We start from the raw sequence: 21,535 nt of genomic DNA, 5'->3' as shown, positions 1-21,535 counted from the left end.
CATCTGGGGGTTCACACGATCCGGCCAAGCCCCGGCATCGACGCCTCACCTGCTTTTCGTATCGACCGGGTAGGCGGTGGTGAACTTCATCCGCTCCATCGCGAAATGCGAGGTCACGTTCTTGATCGGCACCGCGTCGGTCAGCCGCTTGTAAAGCGCGTCATAGGCGGCCATGTCGGCTACCGCGATCCGCAACAGATAGTCCAGCTCTCCCGCCATCCGGTAGACTTCCATGATCTCGGGAATGCTGTCGACCGCTCGGGCAAAGGCCTCGCGCCAGTCGGGGGAATGGTCGGGCGCCTCGATGCCGACAAAGATGGTCAGGCCGAAGCCCAGCTTGGCGGGATCAGCCAGCGCGACGCGCCCGGTCAGAACCCCCAGCGCCTCCAGCTTCTGGATGCGCTTCCAGCATGGCGTCTGCGACAGGCCCGCCTTGTCGGCGATCTGGGCGATAGGCAGCGTCGCATCGCGCATCAGCTCGGCAACGATCTTGCGGTCGATCAGGTCAAGGCCGGTCATCCGGTGATCCCTTCCTTGTGGCAGTGCGGGTCCGCCGTCCAGCATGCACCATATCGATTTAATGTCTACTAGCTTTATCGTGTATACCGGCGAAAGGCCCACCGCCTGTTTTCGACCATCCTCCAGGCAGAATTTCGGGGCAGTCGCGGCGGTCCGGCCACCCCTGCAGCAAGGCGATGTTGATTCTGGATAATGCGGCGCGTAACTCTTCCACATGATCACTCAGAAGATGAAATATGCCCTGAAGGCGCTTTTGGCCCTGGCAGACGAAGCCGCCAAGGGACAGCCCGAGCCGCTGACGATCGAAGAGATCGCCCGCCGGTCGGACACCCCGAAGCGCTTTCTGGAACATATCCTGCTCGAGGTGCGCAACGCGGGTGTGATCGCGTCGATCCGGGGGCGGTCGGGCGGCTATGTGCTGGTCCGCAAGCCGTACGAGATTTCGATCTCCGAACTCCTCCGCACGATCGACGGGCCGATTGCGCCCCTGCCCTGCCTGTCGCGCCGGCACTATCAGCGCTGCGAGGACTGCGCCGACGAAGCCACCTGCCGGATCCGCAAGGTCTTTGCCGAAGTGTTCTGGTCCTATCTGGTGATGATCGACTCGCTGACCTTGCAGGACATGCTGCGGTCCACAGAGGTGGCGGACCAGCTACTGGCCGGCACGCCGGGCGCCTAAAGCATTCATTACACAGAGTAATACGCGGCGGCACCCCTCAAGGCGCGCGGAGAACGTTTTTCTATAAGCACGACTGACTTTAGCGTGAATTTTCCTTTGCAATACTCGACCATCCCTGTCGTTATTTAGGCATCGGCAGGCCACATGGACCTCGCCGCCACGCGAAGGAGATGGACGATGACCGCAGCCGCGTTCCCCCACAGCCTGGTCGATCAGGCCCCCAAGGCACTGCGCCACTGGCGCTTCAGCCGTCTGCGCAGCCTCCTGGCCGCGACCGCACTCGCCACGCTCGGCCTTGGCGCGGCGCCGTCCACGGTCCAGGCCGAGACGCTGCTCAATGTCAGCTACGACCCGACGCGCGAACTTTACCGCGAGTTGAACGAAGCCTTCGCCGCCTACTGGACCGCCCAAGGCAACCCCGCCCCCGAGATCGAGGTCAGCCACGGCGGCTCCGGCAGCCAGGCCCGCGCGGTGATCGACGGCCTTGCAGCGCAGGTCGTGACGCTGGCCCTGGCCAGCGACATCGACAAGATCGCCGAAGCCGGGAGGCTGCCCGCCGACTGGCAGTCGAAACTGCCCAACAACTCTTCGCCCTATACCAGCACGATCGTCTTCCTCGTCCGCGAGGGGAACCCCAGGGGCATCAAGGACTGGGGCGATCTGGTGGCCGAAGGCGTACAGGTGATCACGCCGAACCCCAAGACCAGCGGCGGGGCGCGGTGGAACTACCTGGCCGCCTGGGCCTGGGCCGAAAAGAACGGCCGCGACCCGAAGGAATTCGTGGGCTCCCTTTACCGCAACGTCCCCGTCCTGGACAACGGCGCGCGCGGGTCGACGACCACCTTCGCCCAGCGCGGCATCGGTGACGTGCTTCTGGCCTGGGAGAACGAGGCCTATCTCGCGCTGAAAGAGATCGGCGAGGATCAGTTCGACATCGTGGTCCCCTCGGTCAGCGTCCTTGCCGAACCGCCGGTCGCGCTCGTCGAAGGCAATATCAAGACCGATGACCAGCGCAAGCTGGCCGAGGCCTACCTGAACTACCTCTACTCGCCCGAAGGGCAGGCCTTGGCCTTCAAGCACTTCTACCGCGCCTGGGATACCTCCAAGGCCGCGCCCGAGGATGTCGCCCGCTTCCCGCAGCTTGAACTGGTTGACATCGCCAGCTTCGGCGGCTGGGCCAAGGTGCAGCCGGAACACTTCGGCGACGGCGGGATCTTCGACCAGATCTACGTGCCGAAGTGAGCATCCGACCAATGGGCAGACCCCTCATCCACCGCTCCCCCATGCCCGGTCTCGGCCTCAGCATGGGGATCACCCTGACGATGCTGTCGCTTGTCGTCCTGCTGCCCATCGGCGCCCTTCTTCTGAAGGGCGCCAACTACGGTCTGGCAGGGATCTGGGACACGGTGAACCGCGAACGCGTCTGGGCGGCGCTGGAGCTTTCGTTCCGCCTGTCGCTCTTTGCCGCGCTCTTCAACCTTGTCTTCGGCGTCCTTCTGGCCTGGGTCCTGGTCCGCTACCGCTTCCCCGGCCGCCGCCTCCTGGACGCGGCCGTCGATCTGCCCTTCGCCCTGCCCACCGCCGTCGCCGGGATCTCCCTGACTGCGCTTTACGCCCCGAACGGCGCGTTCGGAGCTCTCGCAGCCGAGATCGGCTGGAAGATCGCCTACACGCAGTGGGGCATCTTCATCGCCCTCGTCTTCGTCGGCCTGCCCTTCGTCACCCGCACCGTCCAGCCCGTCATCGAAGAGATCGAGCGCGAGGTCGAGGAAGCCTCGGCCACGCTGGGGGCCTCGCGCCTTTACACGCTGCGCCACGTCATCCTGCCGATGCTCACCCCCGCCGCGCTGACCGGCTTTGCCCTGGCACTGGCACGGGCGGTCGGAGAATACGGATCGGTCATCTTCATCGCCGGAAACATCCCGCTGGTGACCGAAATCGCGCCCCTCCTCATCATCATCCAGCTGGAGGAATTCGACTATGACGCGGCCGCCGCCATCGGCATCGCCATGCTTCTGATCAGCTTCGCCATGCTTCTCGTGATCAACCTCATCCAGGTCTGGAGCCGCAGGAGGATTGGCTATGTCTGACGCAACCCGCACAGAGGCCCGTCCCCGATTTCGCCCGGCGACCCAGGAAAGCCCCGCCGCCCGCCTGACGCTGATCGCCGTCGCCTGCGTTGGTCTGACCATCCTCGTCTTCGCGCCCCTTGTCGCGGTCTTCATCGAGGCGCTGGCCGACGGGGTCGGGGCATCGCTGCAAAGCCTGGCCTCGCCGGACGCCCGTGACGCGATCCGTCTCACCCTGACCATCGCCGCGATCTCGGTCCCGCTGAACGCCATTTTCGGCGTCGCGGCGGCCTGGTTCATCACCAAGTTCGACTTTCGCGGCAAAGCCTTCCTGATCACGCTGATCGACCTGCCGTTCAGCGTCTCGCCCGTCGTCGCGGGCCTGTGCATCGTGCTGATGTTCGGCACCAACAGCCTGATCGGCGGCTGGCTGGTGGCCAACGGCTTTCCCGTCGTCTTCGCCCTGCCCGGCATCATCCTGGCCACCATGTTCGTGACCTTCCCCTTCGTCGCGCGCGAGCTGATCCCGGTGATGATCGAACAGGGTCGCGCCGAGGAAGAGGTCGCCCTGACCCTTGGCGCCTCGGGCTGGCGGGTGTTCTGGACCGTGACGCTGCCCAACATCCGCTGGGCGCTCCTGTACGGCGTCCTTCTCTGCAACGCCCGCGCGATGGGTGAATTCGGTGCTGTCGCCGTCGTTTCGGGCAAGATTCGCGGCGAGACGGCGACGATCCCGACCACGATCGAGATGCTTTACCAGGAATACCTCGCCGTCGCGGCCTTCAGCCTGGCCGCGGTCCTGACGCTGCTCGCGCTGGTCACGCTTCTCCTCAAGACACTTCTGGAACTGCGCCATGCCGACCAGCTTGCCGCGACCCATCGCCACTAGGAGGCTCCCCATGCACATCGAGATCGACGAGATTTCCAAAGCCTTCGGCAGCACCGCGGCCCTGCAGCCGGTGTCACTTGCCATTCCCTCGGGCGCGCTGGTGGCTCTCCTCGGCCCATCGGGGTCCGGCAAGACGACGCTCTTGCGCATCCTTGGCGGGCTTGAATTTCCCACCTCGGGCCGCGTCCTCTTCGACGGACAGGATGCCACCGGCCTGACCGTCCAGGAACGGCGCGCGGGCTTCGTCTTCCAGTCCTACGCCCTCTTTCGCCACATGACGGTCTTCGACAACATCGCCTACGGCCTGAACGCCCGCCCCCGCGCCTCGCGCCCGACCAGGGCCGAGATCGCCCGCCGCGTGACCAAACTCCTGGAGCTGATCCAGCTTCCCGACATCGGCGCGCGCTATCCCAGCCAGCTTTCGGGCGGCCAGCGCCAGCGCGTGGCCCTTGCCCGCGCCCTTGCGATCGAACCCCGGATGCTGCTGCTGGACGAACCCTTTGGCGCGCTCGACGCCAAGGTCCGCAAGGAACTTCGCCAGGGCCTGCGCGACATCCATGACACCACCGGCCTGACCACCGTTTTCGTGACCCACGATCAGGAAGAGGCGATGGAACTCGCCGATCTGGTGGTGGTCATGTCGATGGGAAAGATCGAACAGATCGGCAAGCCGCAGGACATCCGCGCCCGCCCCGCGAGCCCCTTCGTGCGGGAGTTCATCTCTGCCTGAGGCCTCGCTTTGGCCGGTGGCACCGCGCCGCCTCAGATCATCCGCCCGCCTGGGATTGCAGCCATTTCAACAGCTTCGCCAGCGACCGGCTGGGCGGGCGCAACTGCGGCCAGACCATGTGATAGGCACCGTCGACCTCGGTATAACGGTCGATCGCCGGACGCAGACGACCCGACTTGAACTCGGCCTCGGCCAGAAACGCCGGCAGCAGCGCCACCCCGAAGCCCAGCGCCGCCGCCTCGGCCATCTGGGCAAACTGGTCGAACAGCATCCCGCGCAGGTGACCGGCCGGGCAGCCTTGGCGGGCGAACCAGTCCTCCCAGGCACCGGGCCGGCTTTCCAGGTGCAAAAGCGGCAGCGCCAGCAGGTCCTGCGGAGTGGCCGGATCTTCCGGCACCAGGTCCGGCGCGCAGGCCGGGATCACCCGCTCACGGGCCAGCTCCAGGCTGCTGACCCCCGGCCAGTCCGCGCCGCCAAAGTGGATCGCCGCATCGAACGGCTCGCGCGTGAAGTCGAAGGCCGACAGTCGGGTCCCGAAGTTGATGATGATGTCGGGATTGTCCGCCGTGAACTGCCGCAGCCGGGGCAAGAGCCAATGCGTCCCGAAGGCCGGCAGGACCGCGATGTTCAGGCTTGACTGTTCGCCCGCCGCGCGGATCTTCAGGCCCGCCCGCGCCAGGTCCTGCAGATAATCCCTGACCGACGCCGCATAGTCGACCCCGGTCGGCGTCAGCGCCAGACCCTTGCCTTCGCGCCGCATCAGCGTGACGCCGATCTGGTCCTGCAATGTCTTCAGCTGTCTGCTGACCGCGGAATGGGTCAGCGCCAGTTCCTCGGCGGCGGCAGTGGCACTCCCAAGCCGGTCGACGGCCTCCAGCGCCAGAAGCGAACTGATCGAGGGCAGGAACCGGCGCGGTGCAATCATGTGAGTTTTTCTCCAGGATAGTGACCAACATGTCGCTCATTTTCGTGGCGCTGGCCAGATAGACTGGAGCAGCAGTCCGGAATGCCAGGAAAGATCACCATGCCCAAGCGGTTCGCCGATCCCGCGTTTCAGCGCGGAGCGCAACATTTGCAGTCGGTGCGACCGGCCCTGCGAAAGGCGCGCTGATGGACCGCTGCGACATCGTCCACGACAACTTCCTGCGCCGTGTCGCCGCCCGCGACCTGCCCCCCGGCCGTGCCCCATCCGGCCCGCTGCCCCCGACGCTTGCCGTCTCTCTCTACCGCTCCGCCTGCCTCAGCCGCGCTTTGGACCGCCAAAGCCGCGCCATGCAGCGCGCGGGGCAAGGCTTCTACACCATCGGCTCCTCGGGCCACGAAGGCCTTGCCGCCGTCGCCGCCGCCCTGCGCCCCACCGACATCGCCTTCCTCCACTACCGCGACGCCGCCTTCCAGATCGCGCGGGCCGAACAGGTCCCCGGCCAGACCATCGCCCGCGACATGCTTCTCTCCTTCGCCTCGTCGTCCGAGGACCCGATCTCCGGCGGCAGGCACAAGGTCCTTGGCAGCCGCCCGCTGATGATCCCGCCGCAGACCTCGACCATCGCCAGCCACCTGCCAAAGGCCGTCGGCGCCGCGTATGCCAATGCCGCCGCCCGCCGCCACCGCCCCGAACACGCCATCCTCCCCGACGACGCCATCGCCTATTGCAGCTTCGGCGACGCCTCGGCCAACCACTCCACCGCACAAGGCGCCTTCAACACCGCGCAGTGGACCAGCTACCAGTCCGTCCCCCTCCCCCTCCTCTTCTGTTGCGAGGACAACGGCATCGGCATCTCCACCAGGACCCCGACCGGCTGGATCGCCGCCACCTTCGCCAATCGCCCCGGCCTGAAATACTTCGTCTGCGACGGGCTGGACATCTACGACACCTACGCCACCGCGCTGGCCGCAGCCGACTACGTCCGCACCCGGAAGAAACCCGCCTTCCTCCACGTCCGCACCATCCGCCTTTACGGCCACGCCGGGGCCGACATGCCCACGACCTACCTCCCCCGTGAGGAGGTGGAGGCCGAGGAAGCCAACGACCCCCTCCTCCACTCCGTCCGCCTGCTGGACCAGGCCGGTGCCCTGACCCCCGACCAGGCGCTGGCCATCTACCAGGACACCGCCGACCGCATCGCCCGCGTCGCGGCCGAGGCCGTCACCCGCCCCCGCCTGAAGACCGCACCCGAGGTGATGTCCGCCATCATCCCGCCCCGCCGCGACAACCGCCCAACGAACGGCCCGTCACCACAGGCCCGCGAACAGGCCTTCGGCGCCGACCTAAAGGCAATGGCGGAGCCGCAAATCATGTCCCGCCTCATCAACTGGGCGCTGACCGACCTGATGCTGACCCACCCCGAGATCGTGATGATGGGCGAGGATGTGGGCCGCAAGGGCGGCGTCTACGGCGTCACCCAGAAGCTGACCCAGCGCTTCGGCCCCGACCGGATGATCGACACTCTCCTCGACGAACAATCCATCCTCGGCCTCGCCATCGGCATGGCGCAGAATGGCTTCGTACCGATGCCGGAAATCCAGTTCCTCGCCTACGTCCACAATGCCGAAGATCAGATCCGGGGCGAGGCTGCGACGCTGCCCTTCTTCTCCAATGGCCAGTTCACCAACCCGATGGTCATCCGCATCGCGGGCCTTGGCTACCAGAAGGGTTTCGGCGGGCATTTCCACAACGACAACTCGCTGGCCGTCCTGCGCGATATCCCCGGCGTGCTTCTTGCCGTCCCCTCGAACGGTGCCGACGCCGCGATGATGCTGCGCGAATGCGTGCGTCTCGCGCGCGAGGAACAGCGCGTCGTCGTCTTCGTCGAGCCCATCGCACTTTACCCGATGCGCGACCTTCACGCCGACAAGGACGGCGGCTGGATGCGACGTTACCCCGATCCGTCAAAGTCGATCCGTCTCGGCGAAGTCGGCATCGACGGCGAGGGCACCGACCTCGCCATCGTCACCTTCGGCAACGGCTGCTACCTCTCTCACCAGGCTCGGCCCGAACTGGAGGCGGCAGGCCTCAAGACCCGGATCATCGACACCCGCTGGCTCTCTCCGCTCCCGAAACAGGCCCTGACCGCAGCCGTCAAAGGCTGCAAACACATCCTGATCGTCGACGAGACCCGCCATACCGGCGGCGTGGCGGAAGGCCTGATGGCCCACTTCCACGAGGCGGCCCCCGGCACCCCCCTCGCCCGCCTGACCGCCGAAGACAGCTTCATCGCCACCGGCCCCGCCTATGCGGCCACCATGCCCTCGAAAGACCAGATCCTCGCCACCGCCCGCGCCCTGACAGGTGCCAAATGACCCGCAAGACCGCCGTCGTCATCTGCCCCGGTCGCGGCACCTACAACGCGACCGAACTCGGCTACCTCTCCCGTCACTTCCCCGACGCAAGCCTCCTCTCCCGCTTCGACGCCCTTCGCACCGCCGAGGGCCAGGACACCCTCACCGCCCTCGACAGCGCCGACCGCTTCACTCTCGCCCGCCACACCCGCGGCGACAATGCCAGCGCCCTGATCTACGCCGCCACACTCGGCGACTTCCTCTCGCTCGACCGCCAAGGCATCGACGTCGTCGCCGTCACCGGCAATTCGATGGGCTGGTACTCGGCCCTTGCCTGCGCCGGGGCGGTGACGCCCGAGGACGGCTTCACCATCGCCAACACAATGGGCAGCCTGATGCAATCCGCCCTGATCGGCGGGCAGACCGTCTACCCTTGGGTCGACGAGGACTGGGTCCCCCGCCCCACCCGCAAGGCCGCCATCCTCGCGCTGGTGGACGACATCGCCACCCGCCGCGACCACGTCCTCGCCCTCTCCATCGACCTCGGCGGCCTTCTGGTGATCGCCGGGAACGAGGCCGGTCTGAAGGCGTTCGAATCCTCGGTCGACCCCGTGCAAACCCGCTTCCCGATGCGCCTCGGCAACCACGCCGCCTTCCACACCGCCCTGCAAGCCCCCGTCGCCGCGCAAGGCCGCGCGGCCCTGCCCCCTAGCCTTCTCACCCAACCGCACCTCCCCCTGATCGACGGGCGCGGCGCGATCTGGTGGCCCGGCACGGTGGACCCGCAAACCCTCCACGCCTACACCCTCGGCCATCAGGTGACCCAGACCTACGACTTCACCGCCGCCATCCGCACCGCCGCCCACGAATTCGCCCCCGACCTTTTCATCGTCACCGGCCCCGGCACCACGCTGGGCGGGGCCGTCGCCCAATCCCTGATCCTGGCTGAGTGGCGCGGGATGGGCAGCAAATCCGATTTCCAGACCCAACAGGCCGCAAGGCCGATGCTGGTCGCAATGGGGCTGCCCGATCAGCGCGCCCTTGCGACCCATGAAGGAGCCAAGACATGACCCATTCCGCCACACTTTCCGCCGCAGGCCTGAGCCCGGCCGACCTGACCGGAGGCACCCTCGCCGTCCGCTCCCCCATCGACGGCGCCGAGCTCGCGCGGGTCCACGAAACCCCCGCCTCCGAGATGCCCACCATCATCGCCCGCGCCAAATCCGCCTTCGCCCAGTGGCGCACCGTCCCCGCCCCGCGGCGGGGCGAACTCGTCCGCCTCCTCGGCGAAGAACTTCGCGCCGCCAAGGCCGACCTTGGCGCCCTCGTGACACTGGAGGTCGGCAAGATCACCTCCGAAGGCCTTGGCGAAGTGCAGGAGATGATCGACATCTGCGACTTCGCCGTGGGCCTTTCCCGCCAGCTTTACGGGTTGACCATCGCCTCCGAACGCCCCGGCCACCGCATGGCCGAAACCTGGCACCCGATCGGACCCGTCGGCGTCATCAGCGCCTTCAACTTCCCCGTCGCCGTCTGGTCGTGGAACGCGGCCCTCGCCCTCGTGTGCGGCAACCCGGTGATCTGGAAGCCGTCGGAAAAGACCCCGCTCACCGCGCTGGCCACCATGCGGATCATGGACCGTGCGCTGGCCCGCTTCGGCGACGCGCCGGAGGGCCTCTGCCAACTCGTCATCGGTGGCCCCGACATCGGCGCGGCCCTCGTCGACAGCCCCGACGTCCCCGTCCTCTCGGCCACCGGATCGACCCGCATGGGCGGCATCGTCGGCCCCAAGGTCGCCGCCCGCTGGGGCCGCCCGATCCTTGAACTCGGCGGCAACAACGCGATGATCGTCGCCCCCTCCGCCGACCTCGACATGGCCGTCCGCGCCATCGTCTTCGGCGCCGTCGGCACCGCGGGCCAGCGCTGCACCTCGCTCCGCCGCCTGATCGTCCACCGCTCCATCCGCGACGACCTGGTGGCCCGCCTGACCAAGGCCTACGCGAGCCTCCCCATCGGCGACCCACGCGCCGAAGGCACCCTGATCGGCCCCCTCGTCGACCAGGCCGCCCGCGACCGGATGCTCGCCCAACTCGACCGCGCCCGCGCCGAGGGTGGCGTGGTCCACGGCGGCCAGCCCGTCACCGAAGGAGTCCCCGCCGGCGCCTATGTCACCCCCGCCCTCGTCGAGATGCCCGCCCAGACCGCCACCGTCCGCGAGGAAACCTTCGCGCCCATCCTTTACGTCCTGACCTACGATCACTTCGACGACGCGATCGCACTCCAGAACGACGTCCCCCAGGGCCTCTCCTCCTGCATCTTCACCCTGAACCTGCGCGAGGCCGAGACCTTCCTCTCCGCCGCGGGGTCCGACTGCGGCATCGCCAACGTCAACATCGGCCCCTCGGGCGCGGAAATCGGCGGGGCTTTTGGGGGCGAGAAGGAAACCGGCGGCGGGCGCGAAAGCGGCTCGGACGCCTGGAAGGGCTACATGCGGCGGCAGACCTCGACCGTGAACTACTCGACCAGCCTGCCGCTGGCCCAAGGGGTCCGCTTTGACCTCTGAGAACCTCTGGCGCACCACCGCAAGGGAAACCTTCGCCGCCCCGCCTTTGGACGCCGACCGCACGGTGGACCTCGCCATCATCGGCGGCGGCTTCACCGGATGCGCCGCGGCACTTCAGGCCGCGCGCGACGGCGCATCCGTCTGCCTGCTAGAGGCGGAAACCATCGGCCACGGCGGATCGGGCCGCAACGTCGGGCTGGTGAACGCAGGCCTCTGGCTCCCCCCCGACACCGTCCGCGCCCAGATGGGAGAGGCCCAGGGCACCAAACTCCTCACCACCCTCGCCGAGGCCCCGTCCCGCGTCTTCGCCCTGATCGAGCGCGAGGCCATCGATTGCGAGCCCACCCGCAACGGCACCCTCCATCTCGCCCACGCGCCGAAGGGGATGGCCGACCTGACCGACCGCCACCGCCAGGGCCGCGCGATGGGCGCGCCGCTGGACCTCCTCGACGCCACGGAAACCACCCGCCGCACCGGCTCCACCGCCTTCCACGGCGCGCTCTTCGATCCCCGCGCCGGGACGATCCAGCCGCTCGCTTACGTAAGCGGACTGGCCCGCGCCGCCACAGAAGCCAAGGCGCATCTGCACGAGAAAAGCCCCGTCCACTCCGTCACCCGCCAGGCCGACCTCTGGCACATCACCTCCGGCCCCCACACACTGAGCGCCCGCCGCCTGCTGGTCGCGACCAACGCCTACCACCAGACCCTCGGCCCGGCCTTCCAGCCCGCCTTCGTTCCGGTCCACTACTGCCAATATGCCACCGACCCCCTGCCCCCCGCCCTCCTCGACAGCATCCTCCCCGGCAAAGAAGGCTGCTGGGACACCGCGCTCGTCATGTCCTCGGTCCGCCGCGACCACGCCGGGCGGCTCATCATCGGCGGCATCGGCAACGGCACCGGCCCCGGCGCTAGCCTCCACGCCGCCTGGGCGCGCCGCAAGCTTGCCGCCCTTTACCCCGCGCTGAAAGACATCCCTCTCACCCACGGCTGGAGCGGCCGCATCGCCATGACCGGCGACCATATCCCCAAGATCGTCGCCTTCGGACCCGAGGCCTATGCGATCTTCGGCTACTCCGGCCGCGGCATCGGCCCCGGCACCGTCTTCGGCACCGAAACCGCCCGCGCGCTTCTGACCGGCAGCGAAGACCCCCTGCCCCTCGCCCCGGTCCATCAGCACCGAGAGACCGCCCCCGCCGTCCAGGCCGCATACTTCGAGACCGGCGCCTGCCTCACCCACGCCCTCTCAGACCGCTAACCCCGCGCCTGCGCCAGCAGCCAGTCCCGCACCTCCAGCGCCGGGCGGGCCAGCGTCGCCTCGCGCGGCCAGATGACGTGGAAGTCCATCCCCGTCACCAGCGCATGGTCCGTCAGCCGCACCAGCACACCCTGCCCCACCAGCCCCTCCACCAGATGCCGCCAGCCCAGCGCCACGCCCTGCCCGGCAATCACCGACTGCACCACCAGCACATAATCGTTGATCTGCAAGCCCTTCGGCACCCGCCGCCCCTCGACCCCCACGGAAGCAAACCAGTCCCGCCAGGTCGCCGCCTGCCGGAACGGCTCCTCCAGGTGGATCAGCTGATGGCCCAGCAACTCTTCCGGGCCGGACGGCCGCTCCCGCCCCGCCAGATAAGACGCCCCGCAGACCGGCCAGATCTCCTCCGCCGCCAGCGGCACCGCCGCATATTGCGGCCAGTCCGCCGGATTGCCGCCCCTGACGCCCAGCGGAATCCCCTCGCCCACCAGGTCCAGATCGTGGTCCCCGGTCTGGATGCGCAGGTCGATCTGCGGCAGGTCCGCGCGCAGCTGCGCCATCCGGGGCACCATCCAGAAGGCCGCAAAGGCGGTCGAGCAGGACAGCGTCACATGCCCTTCTGCCGCCGTCCGCAGATCACGGGCAGAGCGTTGGATATGCGACAGCCCGATCGCCACGTCGGCATGAAACCGCGCCCCCGCCGCCGAAAGCCGCACCCGCCGATGCTCACGCAGGAACAGCGCCGTCCCCAGATGCTCCTCCAGCCGGTGGATCGCATAGGACACCGCCGCCTGCGTCATCCGCAATTCCCGCGCCGCCGCCGTGAAGCTGCCATGCCGCCCCGCCGCCTCGAAGACGACAAGGGCGTTGATCGACGGCACCAAACTGCGCAGGGTTTCCATAAACCCAGCTTATCAACTCTATCAGGCTTTTCCAGCGTCACGCCGCCCCTCGCGCCGGTTAACATGGCCCCGACTTATCGAAGCCTGGCTTATCGAAGGACGAAGATCATGGCGGACGGCGACATCCCGGAAAAGCGGCAGCGCGGCGGGCGGCAGAAGATGCGCGACGCCCGCGTCGGCGTCGAGGCAGGCGTCAGCCGCCCCTACATCGTCCGCGGCATCCCGACCTACGACATCCTGTCCGACGAAAGCCTGTCGAAGATCGAAGCCACCGCCGACCGCATCCTGGCCGAGATCGGCATCGAGTTGCGCGACGACGTCGAGGCGATGCAGCTTTACAAGGCCGCCGGCGCCGAGGTGACCGAGACCACCCAGAACATCTGGCGGATCAAGTTCCCGCCGACCATGCTGCGCGAAATCCTGAAGACCGCCCCCCCCGTATTCACCCAGCACGCGCGGAACCCGGCCAACAACGTCCAGATCGGCGGGAACAACGTCGTCTTCGCGCCCTCCTACGGCTCGCCCTTCGTGATGGACCTCGACCGTGGCCGCCGCTACGGCACGATCGAGGACTTCCAGAATTTCATCAAACTCGCCCAGTCCTCGCCCTGGCTCCACCACTCCGGCGGCACGGTGTGTGAACCCACCGACGTCCCGGTGAACAAGCGCCACCTCGACATGGTCTACAGCCACATCCGCTATTCCGACCGCGGCTTCCTCGGTTCCATCACCGCGCCCGACCGCGCCGCCGACAGCGTGGAGATGGCCCGCATCCTGTTCGGCGAGGCCTTCACCGACCAGAACTGCGTCGTGATGGGCAACTTCAACACCACCTCGCCGCTGGTGATCGACGGCGTCACCGCCGCCGGCATCCGCACCTACGCCGCCGCGAACCAGGGCTCCATCCACCTGCCCTTCCTCCTCGGCGGGGCCGTCGCCCCCCTGACCATCGCCGGGATGGTCGCCCAGGGCCTCGCCGAATCGATGGCCTCCTGCGCCCTGGCCCAACTGACCCGCCCCGGCGCCCCGGTGATCCTCGCCTCGTTCTTCTCATCGATGTCGCTGAAAACCGGCTCGCCCACCTTCGGCACGCCCGAACCCGCCATCGGCTCCCTTGCGATGGGCCAGCTTGCCCGCCGCCTGAACCTGCCCCTGCGCTGTGCCGGGAACTTCTCGACCTCCAAGCTGCCGGACGGTCAGGCCATGTGGCAAAGCATGATGTCGATGATGTCCGCTGTTCAGGGTGGCGCGAACTACGTCCTCCATTCCGCGGGTTTCCTCGACGGCCTTCTGTCCATGTCCTACGAAAAGGTCGTGATGGACACCGACATCTGCGGCGCGCTCCACGCTTACCTGGACGGGATGCAGGTGAATGAGGACACCCTTGCCTTTGACGCCCTGAATGAACTCGGCCCCGGCCAGCACCTCTTCTCGACCCAGCACACGCTGAAACACTATGAAACCGCCTACTGGGACTCGGCTTTGGACGACAACCAGCCGTGGGAGACCTGGGACGAACAGGGCGGCATCGACTACGCCCAGCGCGCCAACACCCGCTGGAAGAAGATCCTGCGCGAGTATGAGGCCCCCCCGCTGGATGCAGGCACCGACGAGGCCCTGCAGGACTTTATGACCCGCCGCAAGGAGTCGATGCAGGACATGTGGTACTGACGGCGCAGGGTTAACCCGCCCTGAACGTCCACGGCCAGGCCCTTGGTTTCCAAGGGCCGCAAAACCTGTCCAGCGTGGCGCTCACCGCCCTTCCCTGCCGGTATTCCGACGGCTATCCTGCTTGGCATGACGGAAAACCGCATCTCCACCCCCGCCCTGCGGACCCCCGTCGCCCCGGTGACGCGGGTCACCTTCGTCATCGTCCCCCGCTTCAACATGGCGACCCTGATCTCCCTGATCGAGCCCCTGAGGGTCGCCAACTACCTCGCCCCCGAGCCACTCTATCAATGGGAGATCCTCTCCCCCGACGGCGCCGAGATCCCCGCCTCGAACGGCCTCTCCATCACCGCCCAGCCCCTCTCCGACCGGCCCCGCCGGGGCGAGCTCATCTGCGCCCTCGCCTCCTGGGGGGCGGAGGACTACACGAACCGCGACCTCGCCGCCTGGCTCCGCCGCCAGTCGCGCGAGGGCGCCCGCCTCTGCGCGGTGGAACTCGGCTGCTACCTTCTGGCGAAGGCCGGCCTCCTGACCGCCACTCCCATCGCGACCCACTGGTCCTGGGCCCCCGGCTTTCAGGAGCGCTACCCCGACGTGCCCCTCCTCGAACAGCTCTACACCCTCGACGGCCCCATCCTCTCTTGCGCCGGTGGCCTCGGCGGGGCGGACTTCATGCTCCGCCAGATCGCCCGCCAGCACGGCGACGGCATGGCAGGCGAGGTCGCCGACCAGATGCTGCACCAGCCGATGCGCCCGCCCGAGGCCCCCCAGCGCCGCACCCTTGGTCAGGGGACCGACCAGTTCTCACCGACCCTGCAAAAAGCCATCGCCCTGATCGAGGCGAACATCGCCGACCCGCTCCCCATCCCCGAGATCGCCCAACGCCTCGGCCTTTCCCAACGCCAGCTTGAACGCCAGTTCCACCGCGGCCTCGGCTGCTCTGTCGTGCAGTTCGGCACGCTCGTCCGGTTGCAGCATGCCCGCGTCCTCTTGATCGCCACCAAGCTGACGGTCCGCGAAATCGCCACGGCCACCGGCTTCAACGCCCTCAGCCACTTCGCGTCCGCCTTCCGCAAATGCTTCGACCGCCGCCCCAGCGACTACCGCCAGGGCTGGCGCCCGTCCGAAGCGACGCCGTCCTGGCCCGGCACTCTCACCAGCTATCTGGAAACCCTGCAACACCGCACCGCCCGCGCGGTCCGGGACAAATCCTCCTCGTTCGACGTCGTCTCCTCGTCGGAGCACGCGAGCGAGGAGTGACGCAGTCATCGACGAGCGGCGATTACGAGAACGCCGGAATGACCTCCTTGCAGAACAGCTCCATCGACCGTTTCTGCTCTGCCAGCCCCAGGCCCAGCGAGGCGTAATAGATGAACTCATCCACCCCGATCGCCTCATAGAGCTTCAGCTTGGCGATTACCTCGTCGGGTGTCCCGAACATCAGGTTCCGGTTCAGCATCTCCGGATCATACTCCGCCCGGTTGCCCAGCTGATCGAAGGGGATCGACTTCGGAAAGCCGTTCTCCACGTCGCCCATGTTCTTGAACAGGTTCTCGAACTGGCTGAGCTGCCGCTGCGCCGCGCGCACCGGGACCATCCAGTCCTCCTTGCGGTCATAGACCGCCGTGTGCCGCATCATCGCCATCACCGGCCGCTTCTTGCCCGGATTGTTCGCCAGCGCCTCGGCCATCCGGTCCATGTAAAGCTGCGCCTCGCCCATGTCGCGGGTCAGTGGCCAGGACTGGATGTTGCAGCCATGCTTGACCGCATAGTCATAGGTGATCGGCGCCCGCGCCGCGACCCAGACCGGGACCTCGGCCTGCACCGGCTTCGGCACCGAGGTCGAGGCCGGGAACGACCATTGCTCTCCCTCATGCGCGTAATCGCCCTGCCACAGCGCCCGGATCACCGGCAGCATCTCCTGCATGTAGCGCCAGGCGTCGGTCTGCTTCAGCCCCGGCCGCATCCGGTCGAACTCGCGCTGATAGGCGCCCGAGCCGATGCCGAACTCCAGCCGCCCGCCTGAGATGAGGTCGACAAACGCCGCCTCCCCCGCCGCCTTGATCGGATGCCAGTAGGGCGCCGCGATGACGGCCGTCCCCAGACGGATGTCGCTAGTATGCTCCGCCCACCAGGTCAGGATCGAAAACGGGTTCGGCGCGATGGTCATCTCCAGCGCGTGATGTTCCGCCGCCCAGGCGATGCGAAAGCCGCCCTGATCGGCCATCTGCACCATCTCCAGCGTGTGCTTGGCCACATCCTTCATGTTCAGCGAGTCGTCGATCCGCTCCATGTTGATCGCCAGATGAAACTTCATTTCAGTCTCCCAAAGAAATCAGCGCATCACGAAGGGGTTGGCGATGGGCTCGGATGAGGTGTTGACCCAGATCGTCTTGGGCCGGGTGTAGTCGTACATGGCCTGAAAGCCGCTTTCGCGCCCGTAGCCCGAGCCCTTGACGCCGCCGAAGGCCGCAATGGGCGACACGGCGCGGTAGGTGTTGACCCAGACGATCCCGGCGCGGATGGCCTTCGCCACCCGCATCTGCCGCGCGCCGTTCAGCGTGAAAACCCCCGCCGCAAGGCCGTGCTCCGACCGGTTCGCCAGCGCGACAGCTTCCGCCTCGTCCCTGAACCGCAGGACCGACAGCACCGGCCCGAACAGCTCCGTATCCACGATGGTCAGGTCCGCCGAGGGGCAGTCAACAATCGTCGGCTCATAATAGGTCCCCCCCAGCGCGGGCTGCTTGCCCCCGGTCAGGACCTTCGCCCCTTCCGTCACCGCCAAAGCCACTTGCGCCTCGATGTGTCGCACCTGCGCGTCGGTGCACAAAGGCCCCATCTGCGTCTCGTCCTCCAGTGGGTCCCCGATCCGGATCGCCCGCGCCGCCGCCACCAGCCGCGCCAGAAACTCGTCAGCCACCGCCTCATGCACGATCAACCGCGACCCCGCGACGCAGCTTTGACCCGTCGCGCCGAAGATCCCCGCCACGCAGCCATTCACTGCGCTTTCCAGGTCGGCATCCTCGAAGACCACGAAGGGCGACTTGCCGCCCAGCTCCAGCGACACCTCCGCGAAATTCTCCGCCGAATTCCGCACGATATGCCGCGCCGTCTCCGGCCCACCCGTGAACGCAATCCGCGCGACCAGGGGATGAGAGGTCAGCACCCGCCCCACCTCGCCATGCCCGCTGATGATGTTCACCACACCGGCCGGGAACCCCGCCGCCTCGATCAACTTCCCGAACTCCAGCATCGGCACCGAAGCATGCTCCGACACCTTCAAGACCACCGTATTCCCCGCCGCCAGCGCCGGCCCCAGCTTTACCGCCGAGAGAAACAGCTGCGAGTTCCACGGCACCACCGCCGCCACCACGCCCAGCGGTTCGCGGTTGGTAAAGACCAGCATGTCCGGCTTGTCGATTGGCAGCACCTCGCCCGACAGCTTGTCCGCCGCCCCGGCATAGAAATGGAAGAACTCCGCGATGTATTTCGCCTGCCAGCGCGTTTCCTTCAGCATCTTGCCGGTATCCAGCGTCTCCGCCCGCCCCAGCTCCTCCGACGCTTCCGCCAAGAGATCCCCCAGCCTGCGCAGGCACTTGCCGCGGGCCGAAGGCGTCATCGCCCCCCAGGGCCCGCTCAACGCCCGGTCCGCCGCCCGCACCGCCCGGTCCACGTCCCTGCCAGTCGCCTCCGGCACTTCGGCCCAGACCTTGCCCGTCACCGGCGAGACGCTGGGAAAAACTGCCCCGTCGGAAGCGGAAACCCACTCTCCGTCAATCAGCATTCGGCAGTGCCTGATCTCGTCCATGCCGCTCCCCAGTGATCTTCGCAGGTGACTTCACGGCTGAACTGCCCCGTGATCCTTCCCAGTCATGCGGCCATCGAACCCGTCACGTTTCCGATTTTTCGCCACCGCCTGACGAAAATTCGAAACCCACCCCGCACCGGCAATGGCAAACCGGACCCCCACGGAGGACCCAATGCCCAAGGAAATCATCGGCGGCCCCCTCGTCATCAACGGCCGGCAGCTTTCGCTGTCGAAAGCCGTCCGCGCGGGCGACTTCGTCTTCCTGACCGGCCAGGTCCCGATGGTGGGCGGCGCAGTCCTGACCACCGGCACGATCGAGGACCAGACCCGCGCCTGCCTCGACCGGATCACCGAGACGCTTGCGGAAGCCGGCTGCACCCGCGACGACGTGGTGAAGACGATGGTCTGGCTGAAGGACCGCGCCGACTTCCCCGGCTTCAATGCGGTCTACGGCGCGTACTTCCCGTCGAACCCGCCCGCCCGCTCCGCCCTTGTCAGCGACTTCCTCGTCGACATCCGCGTCGAGGTCGAAGTCATCGCCTGGAAGCCCCGCCCATGATCTTCAACGGCACCACCTACGACCTGACCGGCCCCGAGGACGCCCCCACCGTCGTCCTGATCCACGGCCTCGGCCTGACCCGCGCTGTCTGGCAGTGGCTCCTGCCCGACCTGTCGAAATTCCGCGTCCTGACCTACGACCTGATCGGCCACGGGCAGACCGCCCCGCCCGAGGGCCAGCCCACTCTCAAGGACCTTGCCGACCAACTGGCGCACCTCCTCGACCACCTGGAAATCGACCACGCCGCCATCGTCGGTTTCTCCCTCGGCGGCATGATCGCCCGCCGCTTCGCGCAGGACCACCGCGACCGCACCACGGCCCTCGTGATCCTCCACTCCGCCTACAAGCGGACCGAAAAGCAGCAAGCCGCCATCCTTTTCCGCGTGACACAGGCCGAAGAGCAGGGCCCCGAAGCCACCGTCGAGCTTGCCCTGCAACGCTGGTACACCGAGGCCGCCCAGGCCTCCCGCCCCGACCTGATGGACCTGACCCGCCAGTGGATCCTCGCCAACCAGCGTGAGGTCTACGTCAAACTCTACCGCATCCTCGCGCATGGCGTGGACGAGATCGTCGCCCCCACCCCGCCCCTCACCCTGCCCACCCTCGTCCTCACCGGCGACGAGGATCACGGCAACTCGCCCGAGATGAGCATCGCCATCGCCACCGAAATCCCCCGCGCGCGGCTTGTCATCCTGAAGGGCCTGCGTCACATGGCGCTGGCCGAGGACCCACCGGCCGTGAACCGACCCGTGGTCGACTTCCTGACCGAGGTGCTGCGATGACCCACGACCCCAAGGCCCTCCGCAACGCCTTCGGCGCCTTCGCCACCGGCGTCACCGTCATCACCACCCGCCAGCCCGACGGCACGCCCCGGGGCTTCACCGCAAACAGCTTCACCTCGGTCTCCCTCGACCCGGCCCTCCTCCTCGTCTGCCTCGCCAAGACCGCCCATTCTGCCGAGGTCTTCGCCGAGGCGCCCCACTTCGCCGTCAACATCCTGGCCCAGGACCAAAAGGCCGTCTCCGGCCTCTTCGCCTCCCGCGCGCCCGACAAGTTCGACCACTGCGCCTGGAGCCCCGGCCCGGCCGACATGCCGCTCGTCGACGGCGCGCTCGCCCAGTTCACCTGTGCCCGCCACCAGCTTGTCGACGCCGGCGACCACCTGATCCTGATCGGCCGCGTCGAGCACTTCGCCGCCGCCGAAGGCCAACCGCTGGGCTACTTCCGTGGCAACTACTTCTCCATCGGCATCGAGAAGGACCTCGCCGAAGCCGCCGCCGCGACCAAGGGCAGCCGCCTTGGCGCGGTGCTGGCCTGCAACAACGGTGTGCTTCTCAGGGACGAGGGCGGCCAGCTCCGCCTGCCCCTCGCGCCGGAACCCACGCTCGACAGCCTGACCGCCAAGCTCGCGTCCCTCGGCCTCAGCCCGGAAATCGACTTCGTCTACGCCACCTTCGACGACCGCACGACGGGCGGCCACGCGGTCTATTACCACGGCCAGGTCTCCGGAACCCTGCCGCCGGGCTTCCGCATCGTGCCCCTGGCCGACCTTGCGCAGGCGCAGGTCGCCAATCCGGCCGAGGCGCAGATGCTGGCACGCTATGCCGACGATTTCCGGAACGGCAGCTTCTCCATCTACCACGGCACCGAATCCACGGGCCAAACCCGCCAGATCGGCGCCTGAGAAAGGAACCCACCCATGTCCCTCACGCAAACCCTCCCCGAACTCCGCAAGCTTGTCACCTATGACGAGGATACCGTCTCCGACGGCGGCCACGCCTGCACCCCGCCCCTGCGCATGATCGCCGTCGCCGCCGTGGTGACGAACCCCTGGTACGGCCGCGGCTTCGTGCAGGACCTGGGACCCGAAATCGGCCGCATGGGCCCCGCCTTGGGCCAACTCCTCACCGACCGCCTGATCCGCCTTGCCGGCGGCGGCGACAAGATCGAGGGCTACGGCAAGGCCGCCCTCTGCGGCACGGCCTGCGAGCTGGAACACTGCTCCGCCCTGATCCACACCCTGCGGTTCGGCAACTTCTACCGTGAGGCGGTGGGCGCCAAGACCTACCTCGGTTTCACCAACACCCGCGGCCCGGCCAACACGCAGATCCAGATCCCCCTGATGGACAAACACGACGCCGGCCGCCGCTCGCACTATCTGACCGTCCAGTTCAGTATCCCCGACGCCCCCGGCCACGACGAACTGGTCATCGCTTTGGGTGCCTCCCTCGGAGGCCGCCCCCACCACCGCATCGGCGACCGCTATCAGGACCTGAAAGAGATGGGCGGCGAAGTGGACAACCCGGCGGGGGTCTGAACCACGGGCCTCCTCGTTCGACCTCGTCTCCTCGTCGGTTGATCCCGCCGGCGAGGAGTGACGAAGTCATCGACGAGCGTCCCACACGCCTACCGGCCCCGACTTCGGATTGTAGGTCGGGGCTTGCCCCGACTCTCTTGTCCCCACCTTGCCAGCCGGCGGTTAAGACAAGGTTAGCCAGGCTCGGTCACCCGGCAACCGCGTAGGCCGGAGTTCACCCGACTCCCCAACCCCCTAACAAACCCCTAATGCCCGCAGCCAACCCCTTGAAATCGCTGGCCCCGAAAACTCGCCCACG

The 21,535-nt window shown here is 67.5% G+C and carries 20 protein-coding genes; 15 read left to right on the top strand and 5 right to left on the bottom strand.

The window, feature by feature from the left end; translation table 11 throughout:
* Positions 1 to 45: 45 nt before the first annotated feature.
* Positions 46 to 519 carry an Lrp/AsnC family transcriptional regulator gene (locus Q0C42_RS09580; protein ID WP_295074617.1) on the bottom strand — a complete coding sequence of 158 codons (474 nt, stop codon included), beginning with the start codon at positions 517 to 519 and terminating at the stop codon, positions 46 to 48.
* A gap of 214 nt (positions 520 to 733) precedes the next feature.
* Here Q0C42_RS09580 and Q0C42_RS09575 point away from each other — a divergent pair, with 214 nt between their 5' ends.
* The 5 genes from Q0C42_RS09575 (at position 734) to Q0C42_RS09555 (ending at position 4,886) form a co-directional block, all read left to right on the top strand.
* Positions 734 to 1,198 (top strand): Rrf2 family transcriptional regulator, encoded by a 465-nt coding sequence (locus Q0C42_RS09575; RefSeq protein ID WP_295074616.1) that lies wholly within the window; start codon positions 734 to 736, stop codon positions 1,196 to 1,198.
* A 177-nt stretch (positions 1,199 to 1,375) separates the two neighbouring features.
* Entirely contained in the window at positions 1,376 to 2,440 is a 1,065-nt protein-coding gene (locus tag Q0C42_RS09570; RefSeq protein ID WP_295074615.1) for a sulfate ABC transporter substrate-binding protein, read from the top strand.
* Between the two features lie 11 nt (positions 2,441 to 2,451).
* Positions 2,452 to 3,288 carry a sulfate ABC transporter permease subunit CysT gene (cysT, locus tag Q0C42_RS09565; protein ID WP_295074614.1) on the top strand — a complete coding sequence of 279 codons (837 nt, stop codon included), beginning with the start codon at positions 2,452 to 2,454 and terminating at the stop codon, positions 3,286 to 3,288.
* Positions 3,281 to 4,156 carry a sulfate ABC transporter permease subunit CysW gene (cysW, locus tag Q0C42_RS09560; RefSeq protein WP_295074613.1) on the top strand — a complete coding sequence of 292 codons (876 nt, stop codon included), beginning with the start codon at positions 3,281 to 3,283 and terminating at the stop codon, positions 4,154 to 4,156. Before cysT ends, cysW begins: the two co-directional genes overlap by 8 nt.
* 10 nt (positions 4,157 to 4,166) lie before the next feature.
* Positions 4,167 to 4,886, top strand: coding sequence for a sulfate ABC transporter ATP-binding protein (locus tag Q0C42_RS09555; RefSeq protein WP_295074612.1), 720 nt, complete (start codon positions 4,167 to 4,169; stop codon positions 4,884 to 4,886).
* A gap of 37 nt (positions 4,887 to 4,923) precedes the next feature.
* Here Q0C42_RS09555 and Q0C42_RS09550 read toward each other — a convergent pair whose 3' ends face one another.
* On the bottom strand, positions 4,924 to 5,811 hold the full coding sequence (locus Q0C42_RS09550; RefSeq protein WP_295074611.1) for a LysR substrate-binding domain-containing protein: 888 nt from the start codon (positions 5,809 to 5,811) through the stop codon (positions 4,924 to 4,926).
* Positions 5,812 to 5,996: 185 nt separating this feature from the next.
* Between Q0C42_RS09550 and Q0C42_RS09545 the strand changes: the two genes are divergently transcribed.
* Genes Q0C42_RS09545 through Q0C42_RS09530 form a run of 4 tightly spaced genes read left to right on the top strand, consistent with a single transcriptional unit; the run spans position 5,997 to position 11,983 of the window.
* Positions 5,997 to 8,186, top strand: a complete 2,190-nt coding sequence (locus Q0C42_RS09545) for a thiamine pyrophosphate-dependent enzyme (protein ID WP_295074610.1) — start codon at positions 5,997 to 5,999, stop codon at positions 8,184 to 8,186.
* Positions 8,183 to 9,235 carry an ACP S-malonyltransferase gene (locus tag Q0C42_RS09540; RefSeq protein WP_295074609.1) on the top strand — a complete coding sequence of 351 codons (1,053 nt, stop codon included), beginning with the start codon at positions 8,183 to 8,185 and terminating at the stop codon, positions 9,233 to 9,235. The genes Q0C42_RS09545 and Q0C42_RS09540 overlap by 4 nt, the downstream gene beginning before the upstream one ends.
* Positions 9,232 to 10,728, top strand: coding sequence for an aldehyde dehydrogenase family protein (locus Q0C42_RS09535; RefSeq protein WP_295074608.1), 1,497 nt, complete (start codon positions 9,232 to 9,234; stop codon positions 10,726 to 10,728). The genes Q0C42_RS09540 and Q0C42_RS09535 overlap by 4 nt, the downstream gene beginning before the upstream one ends.
* Complete coding sequence (locus Q0C42_RS09530) at positions 10,718 to 11,983, top strand: FAD-binding oxidoreductase (RefSeq protein WP_295074607.1); 1,266 nt, start codon at positions 10,718 to 10,720, stop codon at positions 11,981 to 11,983. The genes Q0C42_RS09535 and Q0C42_RS09530 overlap by 11 nt, the downstream gene beginning before the upstream one ends.
* Here Q0C42_RS09530 and Q0C42_RS09525 read toward each other — a convergent pair.
* A complete protein-coding gene (locus tag Q0C42_RS09525; protein ID WP_295074606.1) occupies positions 11,980 to 12,885 on the bottom strand; it encodes a LysR substrate-binding domain-containing protein in 906 nt (301 codons plus the stop codon). The two genes, Q0C42_RS09530 and Q0C42_RS09525, sit on opposite strands and share 4 nt — an antisense overlap.
* A gap of 108 nt (positions 12,886 to 12,993) precedes the next feature.
* On the opposite strand from Q0C42_RS09525, the gene Q0C42_RS09520 reads away from it, so the two are divergent.
* Together Q0C42_RS09520 and Q0C42_RS09515 are read left to right on the top strand one after the other, a co-directional pair.
* The gene (locus Q0C42_RS09520; protein WP_295074605.1) at positions 12,994 to 14,556 is read left to right on the top strand and encodes a trimethylamine methyltransferase family protein; all 1,563 of its coding nucleotides are present in this window, start codon (positions 12,994 to 12,996) and stop codon (positions 14,554 to 14,556) included.
* A 126-nt stretch (positions 14,557 to 14,682) separates the two neighbouring features.
* Positions 14,683 to 15,813 (top strand): GlxA family transcriptional regulator, encoded by a 1,131-nt coding sequence (locus Q0C42_RS09515; protein WP_295074604.1) that lies wholly within the window; start codon positions 14,683 to 14,685, stop codon positions 15,811 to 15,813.
* Positions 15,814 to 15,835: 22 nt separating this feature from the next.
* Here Q0C42_RS09515 and Q0C42_RS09510 read toward each other — a convergent pair whose 3' ends face one another.
* Together Q0C42_RS09510 and Q0C42_RS09505 are read right to left on the bottom strand one after the other, a co-directional pair.
* On the bottom strand, positions 15,836 to 16,870 hold the full coding sequence (locus tag Q0C42_RS09510; RefSeq protein ID WP_295074603.1) for an LLM class flavin-dependent oxidoreductase: 1,035 nt from the start codon (positions 16,868 to 16,870) through the stop codon (positions 15,836 to 15,838).
* A gap of 18 nt (positions 16,871 to 16,888) precedes the next feature.
* Positions 16,889 to 18,361, bottom strand: a complete 1,473-nt coding sequence (locus Q0C42_RS09505) for an aldehyde dehydrogenase (RefSeq protein ID WP_295074602.1) — start codon at positions 18,359 to 18,361, stop codon at positions 16,889 to 16,891.
* Between the two features lie 172 nt (positions 18,362 to 18,533).
* Here Q0C42_RS09505 and Q0C42_RS09500 point away from each other — a divergent pair, with 172 nt between their 5' ends.
* Genes Q0C42_RS09500 through Q0C42_RS09485 form a run of 4 tightly spaced genes read left to right on the top strand, consistent with a single transcriptional unit; the run spans position 18,534 to position 21,237 of the window.
* Positions 18,534 to 18,920 carry a RidA family protein gene (locus tag Q0C42_RS09500; RefSeq protein WP_295074601.1) on the top strand — a complete coding sequence of 129 codons (387 nt, stop codon included), beginning with the start codon at positions 18,534 to 18,536 and terminating at the stop codon, positions 18,918 to 18,920.
* Entirely contained in the window at positions 18,917 to 19,702 is a 786-nt protein-coding gene (locus tag Q0C42_RS09495; protein WP_295074600.1) for an alpha/beta fold hydrolase, read from the top strand. The genes Q0C42_RS09500 and Q0C42_RS09495 overlap by 4 nt, the downstream gene beginning before the upstream one ends.
* Positions 19,699 to 20,604, top strand: a complete 906-nt coding sequence (locus tag Q0C42_RS09490) for a flavin reductase family protein (protein WP_295074599.1) — start codon at positions 19,699 to 19,701, stop codon at positions 20,602 to 20,604. Before Q0C42_RS09495 ends, Q0C42_RS09490 begins: the two co-directional genes overlap by 4 nt.
* A gap of 15 nt (positions 20,605 to 20,619) precedes the next feature.
* Positions 20,620 to 21,237, top strand: coding sequence for an amino acid synthesis family protein (locus Q0C42_RS09485; RefSeq protein ID WP_295074598.1), 618 nt, complete (start codon positions 20,620 to 20,622; stop codon positions 21,235 to 21,237).
* Positions 21,238 to 21,535 lie beyond the last annotated feature (298 nt).

This window comes from Tabrizicola sp. (assembly GCF_022842145.1).
In the GTDB taxonomy this organism is placed as follows: Bacteria; Pseudomonadota; Alphaproteobacteria; order Rhodobacterales; family Rhodobacteraceae; genus Tabrizicola.
This window is presented reverse-complemented; position numbering and strand designations above follow the sequence as displayed.

Coding starts and splice junctions, on each gene's coding strand:
- Q0C42_RS09580 (WP_295074617.1), bottom strand. CDS start 519: ATGACCGGCCTTGACCTGATCGACCGCAAGATCGTTGCCGAGCTGATG.
- Q0C42_RS09575 (WP_295074616.1), top strand. CDS start 734: ATGATCACTCAGAAGATGAAATATGCCCTGAAGGCGCTTTTGGCCCTG.
- Q0C42_RS09570 (WP_295074615.1), top strand. CDS start 1,376: ATGACCGCAGCCGCGTTCCCCCACAGCCTGGTCGATCAGGCCCCCAAG.
- cysT (WP_295074614.1), top strand. CDS start 2,452: ATGGGCAGACCCCTCATCCACCGCTCCCCCATGCCCGGTCTCGGCCTC.
- cysW (WP_295074613.1), top strand. CDS start 3,281: ATGTCTGACGCAACCCGCACAGAGGCCCGTCCCCGATTTCGCCCGGCG.
- Q0C42_RS09555 (WP_295074612.1), top strand. CDS start 4,167: ATGCACATCGAGATCGACGAGATTTCCAAAGCCTTCGGCAGCACCGCG.
- Q0C42_RS09550 (WP_295074611.1), bottom strand. CDS start 5,811: ATGATTGCACCGCGCCGGTTCCTGCCCTCGATCAGTTCGCTTCTGGCG.
- Q0C42_RS09545 (WP_295074610.1), top strand. CDS start 5,997: ATGGACCGCTGCGACATCGTCCACGACAACTTCCTGCGCCGTGTCGCC.
- Q0C42_RS09540 (WP_295074609.1), top strand. CDS start 8,183: ATGACCCGCAAGACCGCCGTCGTCATCTGCCCCGGTCGCGGCACCTAC.
- Q0C42_RS09535 (WP_295074608.1), top strand. CDS start 9,232: ATGACCCATTCCGCCACACTTTCCGCCGCAGGCCTGAGCCCGGCCGAC.
- Q0C42_RS09525 (WP_295074606.1), bottom strand. CDS start 12,885: ATGGAAACCCTGCGCAGTTTGGTGCCGTCGATCAACGCCCTTGTCGTC.
- Q0C42_RS09520 (WP_295074605.1), top strand. CDS start 12,994: ATGGCGGACGGCGACATCCCGGAAAAGCGGCAGCGCGGCGGGCGGCAG.
- Q0C42_RS09515 (WP_295074604.1), top strand. CDS start 14,683: ATGACGGAAAACCGCATCTCCACCCCCGCCCTGCGGACCCCCGTCGCC.
- Q0C42_RS09510 (WP_295074603.1), bottom strand. CDS start 16,870: ATGAAGTTTCATCTGGCGATCAACATGGAGCGGATCGACGACTCGCTG.
- Q0C42_RS09505 (WP_295074602.1), bottom strand. CDS start 18,361: ATGGACGAGATCAGGCACTGCCGAATGCTGATTGACGGAGAGTGGGTT.
- Q0C42_RS09500 (WP_295074601.1), top strand. CDS start 18,534: ATGCCCAAGGAAATCATCGGCGGCCCCCTCGTCATCAACGGCCGGCAG.
- Q0C42_RS09495 (WP_295074600.1), top strand. CDS start 18,917: ATGATCTTCAACGGCACCACCTACGACCTGACCGGCCCCGAGGACGCC.
- Q0C42_RS09490 (WP_295074599.1), top strand. CDS start 19,699: ATGACCCACGACCCCAAGGCCCTCCGCAACGCCTTCGGCGCCTTCGCC.
- Q0C42_RS09485 (WP_295074598.1), top strand. CDS start 20,620: ATGTCCCTCACGCAAACCCTCCCCGAACTCCGCAAGCTTGTCACCTAT.